Source organism: Chryseobacterium indologenes, assembly GCA_016025055.1.
Lineage (GTDB): Bacteria > Bacteroidota > Bacteroidia > Flavobacteriales > Weeksellaceae > Chryseobacterium > Chryseobacterium indologenes.
This window is the reverse complement of record CP065590.1, coordinates 2323554-2345387: the sequence shown is the minus strand read 5'-3', so window position 1 is coordinate 2345387 and position 21834 is coordinate 2323554. Positions and strand designations below refer to the sequence as shown.

The 21834-nt window shown below is 37.9% G+C and carries 20 protein-coding genes and 3 pseudogenes; 4 read left to right on the top strand and 19 right to left on the bottom strand.

Annotation, left to right across the window (positions count from 1 at the left end):
• Positions 1–169: 169 nt before the first annotated feature.
• Complete coding sequence (locus tag H3Z85_10660) at positions 170–991, top strand: T9SS type A sorting domain-containing protein (GenBank protein ID QPQ53728.1); 822 nt, start codon at positions 170–172, stop codon at positions 989–991.
• 79 nt (positions 992–1070) lie between these two features.
• On the opposite strand, the gene H3Z85_10655 is transcribed toward H3Z85_10660, so the two are convergent.
• Positions 1071–1757 (bottom strand): SMUG2 DNA glycosylase family protein, encoded by a 687-nt coding sequence (locus tag H3Z85_10655; protein ID QPQ53727.1) that lies wholly within the window; start codon positions 1755–1757, stop codon positions 1071–1073.
• A gap of 9 nt (positions 1758–1766) precedes the next feature.
• Positions 1767–2540, bottom strand: a complete 774-nt coding sequence (locus H3Z85_10650) for a DUF4241 domain-containing protein (protein QPQ53726.1) — start codon at positions 2538–2540, stop codon at positions 1767–1769.
• A gap of 183 nt (positions 2541–2723) precedes the next feature.
• On the opposite strand from H3Z85_10650, the pseudogene H3Z85_10645 reads away from it, so the two are divergent.
• Positions 2724–3427: pseudogene (locus H3Z85_10645) on the top strand (CPBP family intramembrane metalloprotease).
• Between the two features lie 65 nt (positions 3428–3492).
• Here H3Z85_10645 and paaZ read toward each other — a convergent pair.
• From paaZ to H3Z85_10560, 17 genes and pseudogenes are all read right to left on the bottom strand, one after another.
• A pseudogene (gene paaZ / locus H3Z85_10640) lies at positions 3493–5987 on the bottom strand (phenylacetic acid degradation bifunctional protein PaaZ).
• Positions 5988–6106: 119 nt separating this feature from the next.
• Entirely contained in the window at positions 6107–6934 is an 828-nt protein-coding gene (locus H3Z85_10635; protein QPQ53725.1) for an alpha/beta hydrolase, read from the bottom strand.
• 35 nt (positions 6935–6969) lie between these two features.
• Complete coding sequence (locus H3Z85_10630; protein QPQ53724.1) at positions 6970–7155, bottom strand: hypothetical protein; 186 nt, start codon at positions 7153–7155, stop codon at positions 6970–6972.
• 12 nt (positions 7156–7167) lie between these two features.
• Positions 7168–7761, bottom strand: a complete 594-nt coding sequence (locus H3Z85_10625) for a transferase hexapeptide repeat family protein (GenBank protein QPQ53723.1) — start codon at positions 7759–7761, stop codon at positions 7168–7170.
• Positions 7762–7863: 102 nt separating this feature from the next.
• Positions 7864–9069: a 3-oxoadipyl-CoA thiolase gene (gene pcaF / locus H3Z85_10620; protein ID QPQ53722.1), complete on the bottom strand. Its 1206-nt coding sequence runs from the start codon at positions 9067–9069 to the stop codon at positions 7864–7866.
• A 120-nt stretch (positions 9070–9189) separates the two neighbouring features.
• Positions 9190–9476 (bottom strand): annotated as a pseudogene (locus H3Z85_10615) (four helix bundle protein).
• Between the two features lie 68 nt (positions 9477–9544).
• Positions 9545–9958, bottom strand: coding sequence for a PaaI family thioesterase (locus tag H3Z85_10610; GenBank protein QPQ53721.1), 414 nt, complete (start codon positions 9956–9958; stop codon positions 9545–9547).
• Positions 9959–9960: 2 nt separating this feature from the next.
• The gene (locus H3Z85_10605) at positions 9961–10269 is read right to left on the bottom strand and encodes a hypothetical protein (protein QPQ53720.1); all 309 of its coding nucleotides are present in this window, start codon (positions 10267–10269) and stop codon (positions 9961–9963) included.
• A gap of 6 nt (positions 10270–10275) precedes the next feature.
• The gene (locus H3Z85_10600; GenBank protein QPQ53719.1) at positions 10276–11406 is read right to left on the bottom strand and encodes a 3-hydroxybutyryl-CoA dehydrogenase; all 1131 of its coding nucleotides are present in this window, start codon (positions 11404–11406) and stop codon (positions 10276–10278) included.
• Between the two features lie 120 nt (positions 11407–11526).
• Entirely contained in the window at positions 11527–12327 is an 801-nt protein-coding gene (locus tag H3Z85_10595) for an enoyl-CoA hydratase/isomerase family protein (protein ID QPQ53718.1), read from the bottom strand.
• A gap of 163 nt (positions 12328–12490) precedes the next feature.
• Positions 12491–12955, bottom strand: a complete 465-nt coding sequence (gene paaJ / locus H3Z85_10590; protein QPQ53717.1) for a phenylacetate-CoA oxygenase subunit PaaJ — start codon at positions 12953–12955, stop codon at positions 12491–12493.
• 93 nt (positions 12956–13048) lie between these two features.
• Complete coding sequence (gene paaC / locus H3Z85_10585; protein QPQ53716.1) at positions 13049–13798, bottom strand: phenylacetate-CoA oxygenase subunit PaaC; 750 nt, start codon at positions 13796–13798, stop codon at positions 13049–13051.
• 90 nt (positions 13799–13888) lie between these two features.
• On the bottom strand, positions 13889–14170 hold the full coding sequence (gene paaB, locus H3Z85_10580) for a 1,2-phenylacetyl-CoA epoxidase subunit B (protein QPQ53715.1): 282 nt from the start codon (positions 14168–14170) through the stop codon (positions 13889–13891).
• 103 nt (positions 14171–14273) lie between these two features.
• Positions 14274–15221, bottom strand: a complete 948-nt coding sequence (paaA, locus tag H3Z85_10575; GenBank protein QPQ53714.1) for a 1,2-phenylacetyl-CoA epoxidase subunit A — start codon at positions 15219–15221, stop codon at positions 14274–14276.
• Between the two features lie 76 nt (positions 15222–15297).
• Entirely contained in the window at positions 15298–16383 is a 1086-nt protein-coding gene (locus tag H3Z85_10570) for a 2Fe-2S iron-sulfur cluster binding domain-containing protein (protein QPQ53713.1), read from the bottom strand.
• Entirely contained in the window at positions 16383–17699 is a 1317-nt protein-coding gene (locus H3Z85_10565) for a phenylacetate--CoA ligase (protein QPQ53712.1), read from the bottom strand. The genes H3Z85_10570 and H3Z85_10565 overlap by 1 nt, the downstream gene beginning before the upstream one ends.
• A gap of 158 nt (positions 17700–17857) precedes the next feature.
• Positions 17858–18436, bottom strand: a complete 579-nt coding sequence (locus tag H3Z85_10560) for a TetR/AcrR family transcriptional regulator (protein QPQ53711.1) — start codon at positions 18434–18436, stop codon at positions 17858–17860.
• 392 nt (positions 18437–18828) lie between these two features.
• Here H3Z85_10560 and clpB point away from each other — a divergent pair, with 392 nt between their 5' ends.
• Together clpB and H3Z85_10550 are read left to right on the top strand one after the other, a co-directional pair.
• On the top strand, positions 18829–21423 hold the full coding sequence (clpB, locus tag H3Z85_10555) for an ATP-dependent chaperone ClpB (GenBank protein QPQ53710.1): 2595 nt from the start codon (positions 18829–18831) through the stop codon (positions 21421–21423).
• Between the two features lie 148 nt (positions 21424–21571).
• Positions 21572–21721 carry a hypothetical protein gene (locus tag H3Z85_10550; GenBank protein QPQ53709.1) on the top strand — a complete coding sequence of 50 codons (150 nt, stop codon included), beginning with the start codon at positions 21572–21574 and terminating at the stop codon, positions 21719–21721.
• Positions 21722–21834 lie beyond the last annotated feature (113 nt).

The following is a 21834-nucleotide window of genomic DNA, read 5'->3' as shown; positions in this document are numbered from 1 at the left end:
TCCTATCCTTCTATTTTTGTATATTTGCCTTGAGCTAACGGAAAGACGTTGAAAAGCAAAGCAGTAAGCACTGTTACCAAATCGTTACCTGACTATCTTTGATAATCTTTATAAAAGCTTAGTATTCAACCTATACAGCTTTTTCCTGAAAACTTTAAAATATAAAATCATGAAAAGCACTACTTTTTTAACGATCTGTAGTCTGCTCATTTCAATTTTCTCATTCGGGCAGACCAGTACAGAAACTTTTGAAACCGAATCAAACGGAAGCACGAGTTTTACGGATAACGGAGTTATTTTTAATGTCATTTCACATGTCAGTGTGTTTGATATTCAGTCCAATTTCCCGGGAACAGGATGGTCCGGAACAGCAGTGGACAACAGATATATTGATAATTCCAACAACACGGCCTCTCCACCATCATTCAGTATCAAAACAACTTCTAACTTATTTAAAGTAAACAGATTCTGGATGTATCTTTCAGATCTTACCCTACAGCTCAATGTAGTGGGAAGTTTGACTATCACAGGAAAGCTGAGTGGTGTAACTAAGTTTACACAGACAAAAACAACCGGCTTCGCTACATCCCTGGGAGCTACAAATGGATATACACTGATTGACATGACGAATTTAAATGGTCAGAATTATTCCAATATCGTTATTGATGAATTACAGATAACAGCTAACGGGGGATTCAGATATGTCGGTTTTGATGCCTTTACCTGGGTAAAAGACAGTAATATAGTCCTGGGAACTTCCGAAACAAAGGCCGTAGTAAAAGAGGTAAGTATCTACCCAAACCCAACCACAGGGCCACTATCGATCAGAACAGAGAAAAATTCTGAAGCTCAGATTTATAGCCTGGAAGGAAAACTGCTACAAAGTGTACAGATTAAAAAAGGAGTAAATGATCTGGACATTTCAGACTTACCGAAAGGAGTTTATCTGATAAAAACACCAACAGAATCCAGTAAAATTATTAAGAAATAAAATTTTCACAAGTCACAGTCCCGATAAGATTCTAATACATGAATGGGAATTCCCTTGATCTGAAATGATTGAGGGATTTTTATTTTTTCAGTGCCAGCATATATTTATCAATGTACAATTGCTTTTCTTTTGATTTATATTGCTGTATATATCGGGGATGCTCCAGAACGGTCATTTTATCAAACAATTTTGCCTCTTGATTCAGTTTAGAAATAAAATCCGCATTCTTTTTGCCCAGAATAAAGACTTCGGAAGTATCCAGATTAAGGCTGATGTGTTTCTTCAGTGAATCAATCATAAAACCTTTGACGGACTCAAAGAGCTTTTTGTCATCATAATAATTTGCATTCAGCCATCCGGTTTTTGTTTTTCTTACAATAGCCAAAGGAAAAGGAGAATTGATATAAATGTTTTTGTAAAAATCTTCTGCTCCTCCATAGTCCGCAATCATATCATACATAAACACTGAAGAAACTTCGTGGGTGCGGGCAGACTTCATTTGTATGCCACATACACTTTCCAGTCTTTTGGTGTCGGTAAACGGAACTCCTGTGACGCCGGCGCCATGACGGCTGGGATTGATTCCGATCATAAACTTCCTTTTACTGGAATCATTATAGTACTTATGATAAAACTTTTGCATGACCACCATTGTTTCCGGATTATCCAGATACGGATTCAGGACTTCAAAACCTTCAGGAAGGTCTCCTGTGTACGTGAGGTTTTCATTGAATGCAATGACCTGATCAGCAAAAGTTTTATTCATTGAAGTCAGTTATTTTAAAGAAACATAATCATCTGACAGATCTAAAGCTTCGTCATCTTCATCTTCCTCGTCTTCGTAAGATAATTCTAATTCTATATCGATAAAGTGGATATAGACACCGCATATTCTTTCTTCCTGATCATAGGCAAAGTAAACAGGATATACACCATCTCCCACCCCACTGGCAAAAATAGGAATATGATATTCTGTATTGGGAACCTTCCAGTTGATCCAGTCTCCAAGATCTCTTTGGTTTTTCGGATTTTCTTTATAGCTTTCTGCAAACAGCCCGGCAAAATAATCATCATAAATATTGTCTACATCCAGCTCTTCGATAAACCTATCTACAAAAGGAACAACTTCCGGGTCGGTAATACAAGCTAAACCGGCATCCACATTGAATCCAAAAAACTCTCCTTCATTGGTATCTTCAAGATTTTCAATCCCGATTAATGCTTCTCTGTACATCACCGGCTTTTCCTTGGTAAATTCTACTTTCACCGCAGCATACCGATCTCCCCAGTCTTGCAGTTTTACCACGGCAATGGATACGGGAAAGTTTCCTTTGGGTACTTCGGTGAAATAAGGCTGTTCCTTTTTATTAAGATAAACAAGAGGATCTCTGACAATCACTTTTCCTGAAGGTAAAGAAACATCTCCGATGGCCATCACTTCCATTTTTTGATCCATAATTTCTTCAGAAGTAAAATACGTTTCAAGATCTACGGGAGATTCAAATTTACCCTTCACTTCTTCCCATTGTTGCATCCAGCTTTCGTTCATTATTTTTATTGTATGATTGAAGTTTAAAGATAGTGTATGAACAGGTAATTTGCAAAGGTTTTTGTGTTTAAGACTTCATGTGAATGATCGTTACTTTTCCCCACATTCATCTTTTTTGTAAATTAGCTTACAATGAAAAGATGAATAATGAGGATGATTCATTCATTAAAAACGATTAACCTCATGATTGGAATTATAGTAGAGCTATTCTTTTCCTGGCTCATCCTTCGTTTTACGCTTAAAAAAGATCTTTCTGTTTTAGGATTTCATAGTACTAAAAGCAGGCAGCTTCATTTTTGGTTTGGCTTTCTGATGGCTGCAGCTATTTATATTATCTACCAACTAATGTCTACACTTTTTGCTAATAATTACTGGGTGATCAGGAAACCAATCACAGGGTTTCAGGTATTGGCGGGTATCTGGTGGACGATCAAATCTGTGCTGTTTGAAGAATTACTCTTCCGGGGTGCCCTGCTTTATCTGGTCATGGAAAAATGGGGAGTAAAAAAAGCCTGTTTTCTCTCTGCGTTTTGTTTCGGAATCTACCATTGGTTTTCTTTCAGTGCTTTTGGAAATCCTCTCCAGATGGCCATTATATTCTTTATGACCGCTATTTTTGGTTTCATGCTTGCCTATTCTTTTGCACAGACCAGGTCTTTATATCTTCCGATCGGATTACATCTGGGATGGAATCTCATGGATATTGTCCTTTTTCCGGCGGCCCGCTACAACAGAACATTTTTGTAAAAGCCAACAGCAATCACCTTGAAGGCATCTTATCATTATTCGTCTTTCTGTTTCAGATTTTCGCGCTTCCTGTTCTTGTGTATTATTATCTACGTTTTGCTAAAGGGAAACATCATTCTTCCCGAGGTTTAAAACCTTGACATGATATCGAAAAAGTCCCTTTCAGTAAAACTGGAAGGGACTTTAATTTAAGTTGTATTTTGAATTAAATCAAACCAAACTGCTCGAAGTGATGCGTAAAATGTTTCTTATGCATCAGCTCCCACATTTCTTTATTTAATTTTCCGAACACATAGTTCATATGTTCTGCCTGAGGATTTTCTCTGTAATAAATCACAAAACGTTTCAGATTATCCAAAAATGATTGTTTTGCCGCCTCCAGATTTTTATGTGCTGGTTCAGGAAGTGAGCCATCTTCAGGCAGGAACGGAGCGGTAAATTCTTTTGGCATTTTTCTGTGATTATACAGGGAGTCCTGCCATTTTTCAAGATGTTCTTCAGGAGTGAAACATTTTTCTGCTTCAGGTTCTCCTAAACTTACCAGTAATGCCTGATCAAGATGTTCAATCATTTGCTGTGGTGACATTTTCCCCCATTGGGAAGGTGTATTTTCTGTCAGTCCGCTTAGTATTTTCTGAACATTTTTCACATTCAGATCAATGAAAGGAGATTGTTTTGCTACCAGTGTTAAAATTGTTGCTACACAAACGACCTCATCTCTTTGGTTAATTACTTCAACAAGCCATTTCACTACACCTGACGGGATGTTTCTTCCTTTTACGCCTCTGTTGATTTTTTCTTTTGCTGTTAAGTAGACGGTGATGGTATCTCCGGCATATACAGGCTTGAAGAAACTGCATTCTTCCAGTCCGTAATTGGCAATAACAGGTCCCTTTTTACCTGAAACAAATAATCCTGCAGCTGCTGAAAGGATAAAATATCCGTGAGCTACCGTTTTATCAAAGATTGTACCTGTCAGACTCGTTGCATCTGTATGTGCATAGAAGTGGTCCCATGATACGTTGGAGAAGTTTACAATATCAGCGTCTGTTACAGTTCTTCCTGCTGTTTCCAATGAATCTCCTACTTCAACTTCTTCAAAGTATTTCTGGAAAGGATGTTTGTCTGAGAATTTCTTTTCTGCTCCCTGCTGATAAATTTTAGTGATGGCTTTCAAAACATCAGGAGAACCCTGAATTGCTGTTTTCTGTAAGAAGAAATGAAGACCGCTCAGACCGCCCATTTCTTCACCTCCGCCGGCTCTACCCGGTCCTCCGTGCATTAATGTCGGAAGTGGTGAACCGTGGCCGGTACTTTCTTTTGCATTGTCTCTGTTCAGAACAAAGATTCTTCCGTGTTGTGAAGCCATTTTCCATGAAGTCTCAGCAATGAAGTTTTCATCGTGAGAAATGATGGACCCTACCAAACTTCCTTTTCCTCTTTTTGCCAGCGCTGCCGCTTCTTCTGCATCTTTATAAGGCATTAATGTAGATACCGGCCCGAAAGCTTCTACATCATGAGAGATATTTTTTTCGAAAGGGCTATCGTTCAGGAATAGTTTAGGACTCATAAATGCTCCTTTTTCATAGTCGGCATCTACCAGTTCGTGTTTTCCGTCATAGATAAGCTCTGTTTCTGCTTTCAGCATATTTACTTTTCTCAGAACCTCTTCGTATTGTTGTTTTCCAACCAAAGAACCCATTTTTGTTTCTCTGCTTAACGGGTTTCCGATTTTTGTCTGATCTAAGGCTTTAGATAAAGCATTCTGTACATCACCAATTAGGTGTTCAGGAACAATAATCCTTCTGATGGCAGTACATTTCTGGCCTGCCTTTGTAGTCATTTCGTTACGAACTTCTTTGATGAATAAATCGAATTCCGGAGTTCCCGGTTTTGCTTCCAATCCAAGGATAGAACAGTTCAGAGAATCTGCCTCCATATTGAAGCGAACAGCATTTCCGGCAACCGAAGGAAGAGACTTTAATTTTCTGCCTGTTTGGGCAGAGCCTGTAAATAAAACGGAGTCTCCATCCTGAACATAATCAAGAATATTTCCGGGTTCTCCACAAACCAACTGAATCGCTCCATCAGGTAATACTCCACTTTCAATCATATCCTGAAATACTGCATTGGTGAGATATGATCCGAATGGAGATGGTTTTACAATTGACGGTACTCCTGCCAACAATGATGTGGATAACTTTTCCAACATTCCCCAAACAGGAAAATTATAGGCATTAATCTGTACAGATACTCCTTCACTAGGCGTTAAAATATGAGCTCCCAGGAAAGTTCCGTTGGCAGAAATTTTCTGTGTATCTCCATCTACCCAGAACGGAGTATTGGGAAGCATTCTTTTGCCAGTCCCGAATAGGTAAAGAAAGTTCCGAAACCTCCTTCGATATCTACCCATGAATCAACATGCGTTGCTCCTGTTTTATATGATAATTCGTAATATTTTTTCTTTCTTTCTAAAAGGTAAAGCGCCACTTTTTTCAACATCTCTCCACGGTCGTAGAAAGTCATTGATGAAAGGTTTTTATATCCTACTGTTCTTCCGTAGTCGAGTGCCTGCCCAAAATTGAGCCCTTCTGTATCTGAAACAGCAACCTGTTCTCCTGTAACAGCGTTGTACAAAGGGATTCCGTTTCCGTTACCTTCTACCCATTGCCCGTAGATATAGTTTTTTAATTTTTCCATATAATATTAATTTAACAATGCATCAATCTAACAGTCTATCTATACTGAGGTTCTGTGTTTTACTCAGATCAAAATGGATTGTTACATTTTTTACACTGGTATATAGTTAGATTTATTACTTATTTTGGTTCCTGATAGGGAAACTTTTTCACCAATCCTTCATACAAGCTTCTGTGAAGAATCGTTGCATGATTGTCTGCTTCCATCATTTTATATTCTACTGTCCAGTTTTTCTTATTTGATTTCTTCAGGACATCATACCATTCTTCAGCATCTTTTACCATTACCGGATGTTCTCCTTTTCCTACAGAAACATACACAAACTTTTTGGTGTCGTGAGATTTGGACAATAATGTTCCGGCTTGCTTTAGCAGGCTTTCATCATCCCACCATAAGCTTGGACTGATGATAAAGTAGTTGTCAAACATTTCCGGTTTTTTCAAAAGGATCTCTGTTGTCACAAGCCCTCCTAAAGACTGACCGAAAATATATTTCTCTGTAGTTTTAAACTGGCTCTCAATATAAGGTTTCAATTCTTTTTCCAGAAAAGCAATAAACTTATCAGAATGACCCGCTGTAGGAAAATCTTTCTGCAAGTCTTTTAAATCGGTATGAAATGTAAAATCTCTTTTCCTGTCTACATTGGCAATTCCTACCACGATCGTTTCCGGCATAGAATACATTTCATTAAAGAACTGTACTAATCCTGAAACATGAATAAAGTCCTCATTGATGCTTCCATCTAAAAGATAAATGACCGGATATGATTTTGTTTTGTCAAATCCCTGAGGCAGATAGATATTTAAAGTTCTATCTTCATGTAAGGTTTTAGATTTAAATGTTCTCACCTCTCCTATTGTAAGCGGTTTTACTGTTGCAGTTTGTCCCGACATCATAGCATTCGCAGCCCATAGAATACTGCAAAAAATCAAAGCTTTTTTAATCATGTTTAATTCTGTTTCAATTTGTTGATCATAATTAATTAGTCTACATCCAAAAAATCATATTCCATATGAGATTGATGATAGGCAACAAAGATATCTAAAGTATCAAAATAGCGCATGATCTCTGACCTGCAAATTTTGCTTGGCTTATTCACATTCAGATATGAACTATATTGGTTATAAGCTTTTGCGTAAGCATTCAATAAATCACTAAACCCCTTCATTAATAATCCTATTTACTTTACATCGTCCCAGATACTGTAATCCACAATCTTTGTAGGAGTCTGCTGAACATATCCGGTGAATGGCTCACAAGGCAAAATGGCTTCTTTTCCCTCTCTTGCCAATTCCTGATAGAGTTTGGTTCCTTCTGTTTTCCAACGGATCATCTCATCGGAAACATCACGGATAATTTTCGCCGGGCTTCCCACGATTAATTTTCGGGGTTCACATCTGAAGTTTGCCGGAACAAAAGCCAGGGCACCGACAATACTTTCGTCACCGATATACGCTTTGTCCATCACAACGGAGTTCATTCCGATTAAACAGTTTTTCCCTATGTGACCGGAATGAATAATCGCACCATGTCCGATATGAGCTGATTCCTCTAAAATCGTTTCTATATTGGGGAAAACGTGAAGAGTACAGTTTTCCTGTACATTCGCGCCATCTTTGATGATGATCTTCCCCCAGTCGCCACGGATTACCGCATTGGGGCCTATATATACTTCTTCACCTATTTCTACATTCCCGATAATCACCGCCTGCGGATGGATATAAGCAGAAGGCTTGATGATGGGACGAATTCCGTGGTATGAGTAGATGTTCATAAAATTTAAATTTAATATACCAATTTAACAATGTAACAGTCTAGCAATACATTCAACATTGTTATATTGTTAAACTGTTACATTGTTACATTATTGGAAGAATTATACTCTTTCAATCACCATTGCATATCCTTGTCCGACACCGATACAAAGGGTACACAATGCATATTTTTTATTTTGTTTCTGAAGTTCCATAGCTGCAGAACCGATGATTCTTGCTCCCGAAACTCCCAGCGGGTGTCCAATAGCAATAGCCCCACCGTTAGGATTTATTCTTGCGTCATCATCCTGTAATCCCAGACTTCTGGTGACTGCTAAAGCCTGAGCAGCAAATGCTTCATTTAATTCAATAATGTCCATATCTCCTAAGGAAAGATTTAATCTTTTCAAGAGCTTTTGAGTGGCTTCTACGGGACCTATTCCCATAATTCTGGGTTCTACACCAGCTACGGAAGATCCCAGAATCTTCGCTTTTGGTTTTAATCCGTATTTTTTTACGGCTTCTTCACTGGCCAGAATCAAAGCAGCAGCTCCATCATTCATTCCAGAAGCGTTTCCGGCAGTTACCGTTCCTTCTTTTCTGAATGCAGGACGAAGTTTTGCCAGTCCTTCGATAGAAGATGTTGGTTTAATAAACTCATCCTTTTCAAAAACAACAGGATCACCTTTTCTTTGAGGAATTTCAACTTTTACAATTTCTTCCGCCAGTCTTCCGCTTTCCTGGGCTTTTGTTGCTTTTTGCTGTGACCAAAGGGCAAATTTATCCTGATCTTCTCTATTGATCTGGTGCATATCGGCAAGGTTCTCTGCTGTTTCACCCATTCCGTCAACACCGTACATTTCTTTCATTTTCGGATTCACAAAACGCCATCCGAAAGTTGTATCATACATCTGACTGTCTCTTCCGAAAGCGGCACTAGGTTTTGACATTACATAAGGGGAACGTGTCATATGCTCTACACCACCAGCAATGTAAATCTCCCCTTCTCCTGCTGCAATGGAGCGGAACGCATTTGCTACGGCGGACATCCCTGAAGCACAAAGTCTGTTGACTGTTTCGCCACCTATTTTATAAGGAAGACCAGCCAATAAGAGCCCCATTCTTGCTACATTTCTATTATCTTCTCCCGCTTGGTTGGCACATCCGAAGATGACATCCTCAATTTCCTCTACCGGAACTTCCGGGTTTCTAGCGACTACCTCTTTGATAACTATTGCAGCTAAATCATCTGCTCTTACTTCTGATAGACCTCCCTGTAATTTTGAGATGGGAGTTCTGACATAGTCTATGATGTATACGTTGTTCATAATTATTTTAATATAACAATTTAGCAGTGTAACAGTGTAACAATACTAGATTGATGGATTTTTATTTAAACTTGTACTTAATATTTTATATATTATCTTTCCAATCTTTGTAATTTGAACTTATAATTTTTCTTCAAAAGGATAAGTTATAGAGTTCTTACACAGATATAGCCCATATTTGGTTTCTTCCAATTCTTTAGCTACAATTTTAATTTTATTTACAAAATCATTCTTACTGTGAGGGTTTTATGCCTCAAAGCATTTGCACCTATACTTGTTCCGGAACGTAATAGTTGTTTTGCAATAACAAATTTTCTTTTTTCTTCTAACAATTCACAGAATTCAATTATATCTAAAGAAAATTAAACAGTTTTCTCAATTAATGGATTATTTTCGAAATTTATCATTTGTGTCAGAAATTAATTTTCTATTTATTATTGGTACATTGTTATACCGGAATATTATTACATTGAACTTATAGTTCGGTTACTTTTTTTCCGATTTTATAAACCGTCCCTACAAATTTGGCAATCAGTTCATTGTTTTGATTGGTAATTTTAATATCGTAGACCGCTGTTTTTCTGGTATCATTCACCAGAGTACTTTCTGCTCTGAAAAGATCACCTTCTTTTCCTGCTTTTGTAAAATTGATGATACAGTTAAGTGCTACAGCAGCATCTCCGGTATTGTTTGAGGAGAATGCCAGTGCAGAATCCGCAAAGGCAAAAGTTACGCCTCCGTGAACTGTTTTAAGTCCATTAAGCATTTCCTTTTTAATAGGCATTTCTATTAAACAATAATTTTCTTTAACTTCAATCATCCTGATATTCATCCATTGGGAAAATTCATCCTGATTGAACATATAATCTGCAACTTGTCTCGGATTCATTTCTATACTTTTATTATTTCTTCATAGAGTTGGTCAGATAACCTGTCATAAATACTCATGGTTTTACCCAGAATGATTTGTTGATATGAAAGGTCTTCAGCATCAGATGAGTTATCAGTTTCATAAGAAGCTTTTAAATCAATTCCATGTTCATTTGCCAACCTATTGATCAGCTCCCTGTATTTGTCATTAAACTTCCCAAGTAATCCGAGTCTTTCCTCATCATTCACAGAAGAAGCTTCCTGAATTAAGTATTCTTTTTCTATTAAAAGCCTTGTTTCCAGCTCCGCTCTGAGTTCCTCTATATTCATCTGTAATTATAGTTTTCTCAGCAAAGGACTTTGTCTGTACCTTTCTTCCTGATATTCGTTGTAAAGGTTCTGCAGGGTCTCTGAAACTTTTGAATATCCTAATTCTTTTCCCCAGCTTAATAATCCTTTCGGATAGTTTACCCCTTTCTGCATTGCCAATTCGATATCCCCGTCATTGGCCACACCGAGTCTTTTGGCCTCTACAGCCTCATTAATCAACATGGAAATGATTCTTAAATAGATTTGCTGATACAAAGCTTCATCTTTTTGGGCAACCGGTTTTTCAGCTCCTTCATTGTAATCATAGAACCCTTTTCCTGTCTTTCTGCCATGAAGCTTGGCTTCTGCCATTCTTTGCTGAAGTAAAGAAGGTTTGTACTTAGGATCGTAGAAATAGTCTTTATAAACCGTTGTTGTTACGGCAAAATTCACATCTACCCCGATGAGATCCATTAATTCAAAAGGTCCCATTTTAAAGTTTCCTAAGGTTTTCATTGCCTCATCCACCTGCTCAGGTGTTGCGATATTTTCTTCAACGATTCTGAGCCCTTCTCCATAATACGGACGTGCAATTCTGTTCACAATAAATCCGGGAATATCTTTGGCGATAACCGGTGTTTTTCCCCATTCTTTCATGAGGTTGTATATTTTTTCTGCTAAAGTTTTTTCTGTTAATAAAGATGGAATAACTTCCACTAAAGGCATCAACGGAGCCGGATTGAAAAAGTGAATTCCGATGAAACGCTCCGGTTTCTTTAGTTCTGCACCAAGAGAGGTGATGGAAATGGATGAAGTATTGGAACCGATCACACAATCTTCTGAAACATAGTTCTCAAGCTCAGTGAAAACTTTGGTCTTGATGTCTTTGTTCTCGATAATCGCTTCGATGACTAAATCAGAATCTTTTAAATCCTGTAAGGCCTCTCCTTTTGTGATATTATTTCTGATTTCAGAGGCTTTATCTTCAGTAATTTCACCTTTCTCTGCAAGTTTCTGAAGGGTTTTCTCTAAACCTGAAAGTGCTTTATCAATTTGTGGAGCATTAGCGTCAAATACGACAACTTTGCATCCTGCGGTTGCAGCTACCTGGGCAATTCCGATTCCCATGGTTCCTGCACCAATAATTCCAATATTCATAGTTAAAAAAATAATGTAACAGTGTATCAGTTTACCAATGTAACAATTTTGTCAAAAATTGATTCTTGAAACAACATCTCTATTGGTAAACCGTTACACTGATAAATTGTTATATTAATATTATTTTCCTTTATAATCAGGTTTTCTTTTCTGTAAAAAGGCATTTACACCTTCGATGAAGTCTTCTGTCTCTGCTGCTTCCTGCTGCAAATCGCCTTCAAGCTCCAACTGCTCTTTTAAAGTATTGGTGTATGAATTTGCGAAAGCTTTTTTGGTAAGCTTAATCGCTGCTGTCGGCATATTGGCCATTCTTTCCAGAATTTCCATTGACTTCGTTGTGAATTCTTCTTCACTGAATACTTCAGCTACAAGTCCGTAAGATTTAGATTCCTCTGCAGATAGTTTCTTACCTGTAAAGGCTAAATAATTGGCTAATTGTCTACCTAAAAGTTTCGGTAAAAAATATGTACCTCCGGTATCCGGAATCAATCCGATATTTGAAAATGCCTGTGAAAAATAAGCTTTATTATTTGCCAACACGAAATCACAAATCAACGCCAGCATTGCACCGGCTCCTACTGCGGGACCATTTACCAAAGCAATAACAGGTTTTTTGCAACGGGTAACTTCCATTACTAATGGATTATAATAGTCTACCACAATTTTTCTGATGATATCCTGATCGTGGTGTTCTTTACCTACGGCGAAAGCTTCTTCAAGATTTTGACCGGAACAGAAAGCCCTTCCTCTTCCGGAGATGGCAACACATCTTACGGTTTCGTCTTCGCTACATTCTTTCACAAAGTCTTTTAAATCCGACAAAGCCGGTTTTGTAAGAGCATTCATCGTTTCAGGCTGATTCAGGTAAGCGATTTTAAGCTTCCCGTCAAAATGTGTTTCAATATCGAGTTGTGTGTACATAATAATAGTTTTGCAATTTTATTTAACAATGCACTAATTTAATAATATAAATCAATGTAACAGTCTACGAATTTAACAATGTAGCAATGCCATCGTTATGTTCTGCATAGTCCGTAAACTTCATAGCTAAAAAGGTTGTAACCAGTCTTCGTATTGTTATTTCTTAATGACATTTAAAATAATCAAACGGTTCCAGGCAGTCTAAGCACTGATATGAGGCTTTGCACAGGGTAGATCCGAATCTGCTGATCTGTTTTGAGTTCATAGAACCACAGCGTGGACATTTTTTCGGTTTTCCGATATGATGTTCATCGGCTCCTTTTTCCGGAGGGGTGATTCCGAAAGCACGAAGTTTCTCTCTCGCTTCATCTGTCAACCAGTCTGTTGTCCAGATCGGAAACATTTTGGTCACTACTTTTGCATCCCAACCATTTTCCTTCATCATTTTGATAATATCCTCTTCGATGGTAAACATTGCAGGACACGCAGAATAAGTAGGCGTAATGGTCACTTCACAAGTATTCTCACCAGTGATTTGTGCATCTCTCACGATTCCCAATTCCACGATATCAATGACCGGGATTTCCGGATCGGGAATGGTTTTTAATAAGTGTAATAAGTTGTTCATTATTCATTTGAGAATTGGATCATTCGAAAACTTAAAAATGAAATGCAGATGTCATTTTTAAATTAACTCATATTCAAATTGTCTCATTATTTTTTACCAAGTACATCCCGGATATGCCCTCTGCATATATTGAAGTTCGCAAAGAATATATCCGAAGTATTCTGTGTGATATCCTGTTCTGGATTTCGGCTGCATAAACGGATTCGTTGGATATTCTAATCCAAAGCTTTGGAAATCTTTTTCTGTGATGGCAACGAACTCTTTGTACAAGTCATCGACATTGGGAACGATATTCAGGACAACAAGATCATCCTCGCCTTCTGATTTGGCAAAAAGGCCTTTGGTGTATTCCCAGATATTTTCAATTGCATTCTCTAAACGTGTACGGCTTTCTTCTGTTCCCTGGGCAAAGATTTTCATCCACGAAGAAGTATGGGTATAGTGATACCTTACCTCTTTTAATGATTTCTGTGCAATTGCAGAAAGTTCTTCATCCGCAGAGCTTGATAATGCTTCATACATTAATTTCTGATAGACAGAAAAGACGTATGTTTTAAGGATGGTCTGTGCATAATCTTCATTGGGAAGCTCTGTCCAGTGGGCGTTGATATATTCATGCTCGTATCTTAAGAAGGCAATATCATCTTCACTTTTACCATTGTCTATAAGCCGTGACGCATAGACGTAAAAGTTATTAGCCTGGCCCAGCTCATCCAAAGCAATATTGGTTAATGCAATGTCTTCCTCAAGATATGGTCCCTGTCCACACCATTCGGATAGTCTCTGGCCCATAATGAAGCTGTCATCAGCTAATTTCAGTAAATAATTATATAGTGCGTTCATTGTTGAGTAGATTTCAGACTTCAGATTTCAGATTTCAGATCGACAAAAAAGTCTAGTATCTGAGTTCTCATATCTTACAATCTTGATTAATTACATATTTTTCACATCGTTTGGAATCTCGTAGAAAGTCGGGTGACGATATAATTTGTCATCAGCCGGATCAAAGAAAGCTTCTTTATCCACACCTTCAGAAGTCACGATATATTTGCTTGGAACTACCCAAACAGAAGTTCCTTCTTTTCTTCTTGTATAAACGTCTCTTGCGTTTTGTAAAGCCATTTCTGCTGTTGGGGCCTGTACAACTCCAACATGTTTGTGAGATAATCCCGGTTTAGTCTGAATAAACACTTCCCACATATCTAAATTTGCCATAGTCAAATTAATTTAACAATGTATCAATGTACCAGTTTATCAATGGAATCTTCGCTTTGTTCGGAATGACCATTGATTGTTACATTGTTACATCGGTATATTGTTACATTATTATATTACTTCTTTTTGTTGTTTTTTCTGCGTAAGCGATTGCTGCTTCTTTTACCCAGGAGTTTTCTCTCTGAGCTTTTCTCTTCGTTTCGATACGTTTTTTATTTGCAGGGCCGTTTCCTTTTAAGATTTCCATGAATTCATCCCAGGGAAGTTCTCCGAAATCGTAATGCTGCCTTTCCTCATTCCATTTCAGGTCTTTATCAGGAATAGTTAATCCAAGGAATTCTGCCTGAGCAACGGTAACGTCGATAAACCTCTGGCGAAGACTGTCGTTACTTTCCCTTTTCACCCTGTAATTCATAGAGATTTTAGAGTTTGGAGAGCTGTCATCATTCGGTCCGAACATCATCAGTGCCGGCCACCAGAAACGGTTTAATGAAGCCTGAGCCATTTCTTTCTGTTGTTTGGTCCCACGGCAAAGAGCCATCAGAATTTCATACCCTTGTCTTTGGTGGAAAGATTCTTCTTTACAAATCTTCACCATAGCTCTTGAATAAGGTCCATAGGAATTCCCCATTAACATTACCTGGTTCATAATTGCCGCACCGTCAACCAACCAACCGATAGCTCCGATATCAGCCCAGCTTAACGTCGGATAATTGAATATACTCGAGTATTTTGCTTTTCCTTCCAGCATATCTTCGTAGGTGGCATCCCTGTCTGCCCTGATACTTCCGTCTCCTAAAGTTTCTGTTGCAGAGTAAAGATATAAACCATGCCCGGCCTCATCCTGAACTTTTGCCAAAAGCGCCATTTTTCTTCTCAACGAAGGAGCTCTTGAAATCCAGTTGGCCTCGGGCAGCATTCCCACAATTTCAGAATGGGCATGCTGTGAGATCTGACGAACCAACAGCTTTCTGTAATCATCAGGCATTACATCTTTTGGTTCTACTTTATTTTCGTCATGTACGTATTGTACAAATTTTTCTAGGTCCATTTTTTTGTTTTTTTGTAAAATGTAAAAAGTATTAATGTAGTTATGATTACAATTTACATTCAATCGTTACTACAAATTAAACATCATAATTAAGCATCACCACATTCGTTGTCGGGTGACATTGGCAGGTAAGAACGAAGCCTCTGGCTACTTCTTCTTCGGTAAGCGCATAGTTTTTCTCCATGAAAACTTCTCCTTCCAAAACCTGTGCTTTACACGTACAGCAAACACCTCCTTTGCATGCAAAAGGAACGGGAAGCTGGTCTTTCAATGCTTTATCTAAGATACTTTCTTTTTTAGAATTAAGGTGGAACGAATATTCATCATCATCGATAATCACCGTTACCATACTTTCAATATTCGCAATAGCCTTGAATTCATCACTCATTTCCTCCGTATTCTCTTCGTCAGGAGCCGTGAAATATTCAAATAAAACCTGAATAGCAGGTACTTTCTTATCTTTTTTCAGATAGTCCGCAATCCCTTTGATCATTTCTGAAGGCCCGCAAATAAAATAAGTGGCTTCTCTGATGTCAATATCAGTATACCTTTCAAACAACTGATCTAATTTCTCAGGAGAGATCCTTCCTTCAAAAACAGGATCTTCATGTTTCTCGCGGCTTACAAGGTATACAACTTTAAGTCTACCGTTGAATTGCTCTACCAGTTTATCAATTTCATTTTTTCTCAAAACATGATTCATACTTCTGTTGCTGTAGAACAGGTAAGCATTGCTGTCGGGCTCCTGATAAAGGCTTTCTTTAATATTAGACAAAACAGGGGTAATACCGCTTCCTGCCGCCAGACCAATGTACGTCTTCACATTGGTAGGATGATAAGAAGTATTGAAACCACCCATAGGAGGCATTACTTCTAACATTTCATCCATATGAAGATGCTCATTGAAATATCCTGATACCTTTCCGCCTTCCAGTAATTTCACCAACACTTCCAGTCTGTTACTTTTCTCACTGGGAGCGTTACAAATTGAGTAAGAACGTCTTTCTTCATTTCCGTTGATCATCATTCGGAAATTCAGGTATTGTCCTTGTTTGAATCTGAACTTATCTTTCAGTTCTTCAGGAATCTCTACGGCTACACTGACTGCATCCGGAGTATCTTTCTGAACTTTAACTGTTTTAAGTTTATAAAATGAATTCATTATTTTTTTAGTATTCTATTAATTTTTCCACCTTCGCACTTTGGCAAACTATCCTGAGCATGGACTTTCACTTTTGTAGTGATCCCTACTCTTTTCTTGATTTCGTTTTCTATGTTTTTTCCGAATTTTCCGACAAAATTAAAATAATCGTCGGTATTTGCTTTTATTTTTTGAGCATCTACAAGCTCATCATCAATTTCCACATCAATATCCAAAGCGACACACATATGTTCTTTTTCTATCGGAGTCAAATAATAATTGGGAACCACGCCTTTTATATGTGAAAAAGCATCTTCAATCTGACTCGGATACACATTTACTCCCCTTACAATCAGCATATCATCCGCTCTGCCAACAATAGGTCTCATTTTCACCATTGTTCTTTTGGCATTCTCATCATAATAAAGACTTGTAATATCATTTGTCCAGTAGCGTAAAAGCGGCATTGCTTTCTTGGTTAATGTTGTGATGACCAATACTCCTTCTTCTCCGAAAGGAACCGCTTCTTTTGTGACAGGGTCCAGAATTTCTGGATAAAAATGATCTTCCCAGATGTAAGCGCCTCCTTTTTCTTCAAAGTCCTCCATAGAAACTCCGGGGCCTATTATTTCACTCAAACCGTAAATATTTGTGGCATGCAGTCCCAGTCTTTCTTCAATATGGTTTCTTATGATTTCTGTCCATGGTTCTGAGCCCAATACGGCATACTTAAGACTGATTTCATCAGCAGATATTCCTCTTTTTGCAAATTCATCTGCTATCGTCAGTGCATAAGATGGAGAGCAGCAGATGACTTCAGGCCTAAAGTCTATAATCAGATCAACCTGTCTGGCAGTCATTCCTCCGGAAATAGGAAGAACACTCATTCCTAATTTTTCTGCACCGTAATGAAGGCCAAGACCTCCTGTGAAAATTCCATAGCCATATGCATTATGCAATTGCATTCCCGATCTTGCACCGGCGGCATTCAAAGATCTGGCAACGACTTCGCTGAAAAGATCTACATCTTCTTTGGTATATCCTACTACTGTTGGCTTTCCTGTTGTTCCGCTTGAGCAGTGAATCCTTTGGAGTTCACTTTTAGGAACAGCAAATAACCCGAAAGGATAATGGTCCCTCAAATCCTGTTTGTACGTAATCGGAAGTTTAGTGATATCCTCAATCGACCTTATATCCCGTGGAGACATACCCAATTCATCAAATTTCCTTTTATAAAATTCCGACTTCTCTCCCACGTAGCTGATCAAATTGATCAACCGATCGGTTTGAAGCTGTCTCAACTGACCCAGCTCCAGATATTCAACTGAAAAATCCATAAAACTAACTAACATTTGTTAGGTGTAAATTTAAAAAGATTTTGCTATCTGACAAAATTTTTATGATTTTCGTCATATTTTGAATGATTCTAAATAATTAAAAATAGAATATATGCCGGACTAATACTATTAGAAATACTTTTGCCGGAACGAATACATTATGCATTTCGATTGCCTAACAGACCAAAAAGAATCTTGTTTCTGATTTCCTCTGTAATCTCGTCGGTAGAATCGCTGCTTCTCTTAAACCAGAAATAAGAATTATTTAAAGTATGAAGAATAAATCGTGTAGTGAAGGAGGGAGATTTCAGTTCCCAGCCCTCTGCCTGGTAAATCTCTGAAATAAGCGCTTCTACTTCCTGCTGGTAGTTTTTTCTCAACTCTACAAACTCAGGAAGTCTTTCTTCCAGATGTTTCCATTCGTTGGAATAGATGTGGGTCACATCACGGTTTTTAAGAACAACAGAAAGGTGTTTATCCAGAAAAAGGTTCAGTTTATCTTTCGGACTGATATCGGTACTTTTTACTTCCTGAAGCTGATCGAAAAACTCCTGTGCAATGCCAAAACAGATCCATTCCAGAATTTCTTCCTTTGAACGGATGTGTGCATATAAAGAGGCAGCCTTAATATTAAGCTTTGTAGCCAGGTCTCTTACAGAGCTTCCCATATAACCTTTCTCTTTGAAAAGCTCTACGGCTACATCTAATATTTTCCTTTGTTTTTCTTTAAGTTCCATTTGTAAAAATGCAAAAGTAGTTATTCTGATTTAAAATGCTGTTTTTTTGAGGGTAAAAGAGAGAAAGTTTCAAAAGTTAGCTGTTTTCAAAAGGCTTTTCGGCTTTTTAAGATGACGATTTCATCCAGGTATGACTATTTGTTCACCGATTTCAGAGAAAAAATTAAAGAATCGGAAATTTTGTCAAGTTAATTTTACGTTAAATATACCAATTTCGGAAATTTTGTCCATATTTTTTGTAAATTTAATAATTGAACAGTTTTTGCGATACAGTCATCGATTAAATGATTAAATAATTGATGGCATTGAGAAACTGAACCTCAGAATTTAGTTTCTTGATGTTATTTTAAACCTGAACTTACAAACGAATCATTACCAAAAATATATAAAATATGAACTTAAACCAATATACTGTAAAATCACAAGAAGCCATCCAGGCAGCTCAACAGGTCGCTATGGAATTAGGCAATCAAAGTATCGAACCTCAACATCTCCTTGAAGGAATTTTTCAGGTAGATGAAAATATATCACCTTTTCTACTAAAAAAATCTGAAGCAGATGCGAATTTAGTGAGAGAAAGAAACCGTGAAAATTTAGAAAAACTTCCTAAAGTACAAGGGGGAAATATTTATCTTTCACAATCAGCCAATAAAGTTTTACTGGATGCTCCCAATATCGCCAAGAAAATGGGTGATGAATATGTAACCATTGAGCATTTATGGCTATCTCTTTTGGAAACAAACTCAGAAGTATCTAAAATGCTCAAGGATATGGGCGTTACAAAAAGCCTGCTGGAAGGTGCTATCAAAGAATTAAGAAAAGGAAGCAAAGCTACTTCTGCCAGTTCGGAAGAGACTTATCAATCCTTGAATAAATATGCTAAAAACTTTAACGAATTAGCAGCTGAAGGAAAACTGGACCCTGTGATCGGACGTGATGAGGAGATCAGAAGAGTTCTCCAGATCCTTTCCCGAAGAACTAAAAACAACCCTATCCTTATCGGAGAACCGGGTGTTGGTAAAACGGCAATTGCTGAAGGAATTGCGCACAGAATTATCAGTGGCGACGTTCCCGAAAACCTCATGGATAAAACATTATTCTCGCTAGACATGGGAGCTTTGATCGCCGGAGCAAAATACAAAGGTGAATTTGAAGAGCGTTTAAAATCTGTTGTCAATGAAGTGATCAAATCAGACGGACAGATTATCCTTTTCATTGATGAGATCCATACGCTTGTAGGAGCCGGAGGCGGTGAAGGTGCCATGGATGCGGCAAACATTCTGAAACCTGCTTTAGCCAGAGGCGAATTAAGAGCTATCGGAGCTACTACCCTGAACGAGTACCAAAAGTATTTCGAAAAAGATAAAGCATTAGAAAGACGTTTCCAGAAAGTGATGGTGGAAGAGCCCGATACAGAATCTGCTATTTCGATCCTTCGTGGGATCAAAGATAAATATGAAGCCCACCACAAAGTAAGAATCAAAGATGAGGCAATCATTGCAGCAGTGGAAATGTCTCAAAGATATATTTCAGACCGCTTTTTACCGGATAAAGCCATTGACCTGATCGATGAGGCTTCCGCAAAATTAAGAATGGAAATCAATTCAAAACCGGAAGAGCTGGATGTTTTAGACAGAAGGTTGATGCAGCTGGAAATTGAATTGGCCGCTATTTCAAGAGAAGGTAACCAGACTAAAATCGACCATTTAAAAGAAGATATCGCTAAAATTTCTGAACAGAGAAATGAGATCAATGCAAAATGGCTGAAAGAAAAACAGAAAAGTGAAGATTTAACTCAGATAAAAAAAGAGATTGAATCCTTAAAACATGAAGCAGAAAGAGCTTCCAGAGCAGGAGATTATGCCAAAGTTGCAGAAATTCAGTATGGGAAACTGCGTGAAAAAGAGGATGAGCTTGCCAAAGTGGAGCTTGAAATGCAAAACCATCAGAATGAACTGATCAAGGAGGAAGTTACAGCAGAAAACATTTCTGAAGTCATCGCAAAATGGACAGGTATTCCGGTTACAAAACTATTACAGTCTGAAAGAGATAAATTATTGAATTTAGAGGCTGAGCTTCACCACAGAGTCGTAGGACAGGACGAAGCCATCCAGGCAGTAGCAGATGCAATCAGAAGAAACAGAGCCGGGCTGAGTGATGATAAGAAACCTATCGGATCATTCCTGTTCCTCGGAACAACCGGTGTGGGTAAAACCGAACTGGCAAAAGCACTGGCTGAATTTTTATTCGATGATGAAAACAATATGACCAGAATTGATATGAGTGAGTACCAAGAGCGTCATAGTGTTTCCAGATTGGTCGGAGCGCCTCCGGGATATGTAGGATATGATGAAGGTGGACAATTGACTGAAGCCGTAAGAAGAAGACCTTATTCTGTTGTGCTTCTTGATGAGATTGAAAAGGCACATCCTGATGTTTTCAACACCCTTTTACAGGTGCTGGATGACGGTCGTCTGACCGATAATAAAGGACGTGTCGTGAATTTTAAAAATTCAATCATCATCATGACCTCTAATTTAGGTTCACATCTGATCCAAGAGAATTTTGAAAACTTAACCGAGGAAAACCAGGATGAGATTGTGGATAAAACCAAAGAAGAAGTATTCGATTTATTGAAACAGACCTTACGCCCGGAATTCCTGAACAGAATTGATGAGATTGTGCTGTTCCAGCCTTTAAGAAAAAAAGAAATCGGAAAAATCGTTCAGTATCAGTTGAGAGGATTCAATGATCTATTGGCTAAACGAAATATTATCATGACCTTCACCCAGGATGCTGTAGATTATCTGATGGACAAAGGATATGATCCGGCTTTCGGAGCAAGACCTTTAAAAAGAGTAATCCAGCAGGAAGTCCTGAACAAACTTTCTAAAGAGATCCTTGCCGGAAATGTAAAAGACGGAGACAGAATCACATTGGATTACTTCGTAGAAACAGGTTTGGTTTTCAGACCTACCGAAAAATAAAATAGTTTTTTTTCATATACATTAATTTTTTGTAAGTAAGTGCTGTAGAGAAACCTACAGCACTTATTTTTACCTATTTTGTCTATAGATGGTGAAATATGAGTATCTTTATCATACCGAACAAATTAATAACTAAAACAAAATCAACATGAAAAAGTTAAAAAGAAACGATTTAAAGAAAATCGAAGGGGGCGCAGCCCAGATTATCAGTTGTGATATCAATATGATGTGTCCTCGGGGATTATGTTGCTCAACGGGCGATATCTGCAGAGATCCCAGAAAATACATGTGCATCTAAAAGTAAACGGAGATTTTTCTCCGTTTTTTATTTTTTATAGAATTATTTACTTTCGTCTTTTTGTAATATTATGATTGGCAATCCGTAAAAACACGGTAAAATTAATAGTATAA